Genomic DNA, 2,689 nt, shown 5'->3' with positions numbered 1-2,689 from the left:
TCTACATTTTGTCTATGCCGGCCCCCAATAGCCATAAGTTTAAGAATTTCCAAGCGTTCTATCGGCCTCTTTACGTTTCACAGTTTCACTTGTTTTCACCGGCCACATAAGCTTTTGTGCTGTTTGGGGTAATTATAGCTAAGTTAGCGATCCTGGTTTGAAAGGTGGCCGGTGCGCGGTTTTGAGTTTTGATCCACTGGGTAAGGGAATCTTGGGAATCTTCGCTTCTTGAGTAATCCTCAAACCTTTTTATCAAGGCAAAGTATCAGGCCGGTTTAGGAATTATTTGAAATAATACAGTCTAATCTTGTAGAAAAGTCAACTTTACGGAACATCTGTACTTGTGGAAACAGGGGAGTTAATCTTTTTCTCCTGATTTGTCTATGAAGTTGTAATAACCCCACCAATAACTGAAGTGGTCAGAAATTGAGGGGTATTTAATCGCTCGGAAGGGGTGCGTCTGGTAAAAATGGGGTAACATTTTTTAGGACAGGGTATTATTCACAATCCAAACCGTTTTAGACCCATAGTGCTTTTAGCCCTCTTGCCACACCTAGGCTCAAGAGCTTTACAAGTTATGATAAAATTGATTGATATTTGAAGAAACTTTAGGAGGTTTTACTATGGATATAGAACGTCGTCAACTAGAATTCAAATTAGAGGTCTTATTAAAATTGACATTTGAAGAATGGTGCGAACTATTGAAGAAGGATATCGATAAACAAATAAAGGAGGGAGGGAATTGTAAAATTGAGAACGCAGATAAACTTCGAGATAATTTTGAAGAGTGGGTTACCACAGTTGTAGACGATTTTATTTGGGATCTGGAATTGGAAGAATTAGAGGAGGAATTAAAACAACGCTTGGCCAAGCCTTAAGCCATTAGGGAAAATAACATCCACCTTCATCCACCGGAAAGCGAACATCCATCGTCCGAGTGGAGTTCCACCGGCTCCCGAATATCCAAGGGTGCAGGCAAGTTCACCGGCCCCATTTAATTCAAGGATGCCAGTTAATCTTGCGGGGTTTGTAGTTGGCTCTTGAGCTATGGAATGCCCGCCCAATAAAGTATCGCCAGTGGGGGTGATGATAAAGGTGGCCGATGGATGAACCTACCGGCTGCTCGCAGATCCCCCGGCTTCGGAATATCCATTGTCCCATCCAGTATTTGCTTACATTACGGCATCCCTCGGTCTTCCAATATCCATCGGTGCCGGTGAATCAAAATCGGCTTTTAGTTCACTGTTGAGCCATTCAATACTGGTGACTCAAAGGTTAGGTTCGGCTTCTAGTTCGCCAATGGAAGGGTCGGTTCTACCTCCACCGGCCCCCCCACGCTCCACCGGCCCCCCACGCTCCACCGGCCCCCCACGCTCCACCGGCCCCCCACGCTCCACTGACCTCCCAAAAACCCCCGGCCTTCTTGCATCCACCGGCATCTCAATATCCATTAGCTCTCTTGCATCCACCTGCCTTCTTTCATCCACCGGCATCACAAAAACTCTTGGCGTCTCTACAAAAATCGGATCTGTGACATCCCCTGGTGCTGGTGGTCTGGATTTGTAAGAGCGAACTGGCTTCGGAGTGCCGGTGCCATAATTTGTTCATGTTTTTGTTGGGTGCCGGTGGGATATGAGATTGGTCGCTGTCTGCCTGGTTTGTCGATAATTTACATTTTCTCTGTGTCGGCCTGAAAAAGCCATAAGTTTAAGAATTTTCGAGCGTTTCACCGGCCTCTTTACCTTCCGCAGCTTCTATATGTTCACCGGCTCTCGGAGTTCCTCCGGCCTCTTTACGTTCCCTAGCTTCTCTAGGTTCACCGGCCCTCGGAGTTCCACCGGCCCCATGACATCCGAAACTTGTCTAAGAACTCATAGGCTCAGGCTGAATTCTCGCTCCCTCAAACACCGGCATCATCCCCTCATCGAATGTCACCGGCCTGCCAACTCAATACCGCATCCCCAACGGCCATCCCTTTGCTATAGCGGGTCACCAGCCAAGGCATTTGCTCAGAATCACGGATAACGTCCCGCAGCCGATAATATTTAGGATTTCCTTGAAATAACCAATGAGCCACTCGTTTTCACCGGCAACATAAGCTTTTGTGCTGTTTGGGGTAATTATAACTGAGGTACCCCTTCTAGTTGGGAAGGTGGCCGGTTTATGTTTTGAGCTTTGGCGCATTCGATAAGGAAATCTTGGGAATCTTCGCTTCTTGGGCAATACTCAAAACTTTTTATCAACCCAAAGTATCAGGCCGGTTTAGGAATTATTTGAAATAATGCAGCCTAATCTTGTAAAAAAGTCACCTTTACCGAACATCTCTACTTGTGGAAACAGGAAATTTAATTTTTTTATACTGATTTATCTATGAAAGTTTAATAACACCATCAATAACTAAAATATCAGGATTTGAGGGGTATTTTATCGCCCTGAAGTGGGGCATTTAATAAAAACTAATCTAACCTTTTTTTGCCCGTTCTTTTCCCCAAGAAAAAACCTTATATTTTTACTATCCTCGGCTCTAATGCCAGCCCTAGTCTTTTTAGCTTTTTTCTCACCCCGTCAAATCAAGAGCTTTACAAGTTATGATTTACTTGGTTTATATTTTCAGGAACTTAAGGAGGTTATACTATGGATTCAGAACGTCGTAAACTCGAAATAGGATTAGAGGTATCATTAAAGTTTG

3 protein-coding genes are annotated in these 2,689 nt (G+C 44.4%); 1 reads left to right on the top strand and 2 read right to left on the bottom strand.

The window, feature by feature from the left end; all coding sequences use genetic code 11:
* The first annotated feature begins 623 nt into the window (after positions 1 to 623).
* Positions 624 to 878, top strand: a complete 255-nt coding sequence (locus NG798_RS27315) for a hypothetical protein (RefSeq protein ID WP_261226870.1) — start codon at positions 624 to 626, stop codon at positions 876 to 878.
* A gap of 390 nt (positions 879 to 1,268) precedes the next feature.
* Here NG798_RS27315 and NG798_RS27310 read toward each other — a convergent pair whose 3' ends face one another.
* Both NG798_RS27310 and NG798_RS27305 read right to left on the bottom strand, forming a co-directional pair.
* Positions 1,269 to 1,493: a hypothetical protein gene (locus NG798_RS27310; RefSeq protein WP_261226869.1), complete on the bottom strand. Its 225-nt coding sequence runs from the start codon at positions 1,491 to 1,493 to the stop codon at positions 1,269 to 1,271.
* A gap of 428 nt (positions 1,494 to 1,921) precedes the next feature.
* The gene (locus NG798_RS27305) at positions 1,922 to 2,077 is read right to left on the bottom strand and encodes an EVE domain-containing protein (RefSeq protein WP_261226868.1); all 156 of its coding nucleotides are present in this window, start codon (positions 2,075 to 2,077) and stop codon (positions 1,922 to 1,924) included.
* Positions 2,078 to 2,689: the final 612 nt, after the last annotated feature.

Source organism: Ancylothrix sp. D3o (genome assembly GCF_025370775.1).
GTDB lineage: Bacteria > Cyanobacteriota > Cyanobacteriia > Cyanobacteriales > Oscillatoriaceae > Ancylothrix.
This window is presented reverse-complemented; position numbering and strand designations above follow the sequence as displayed.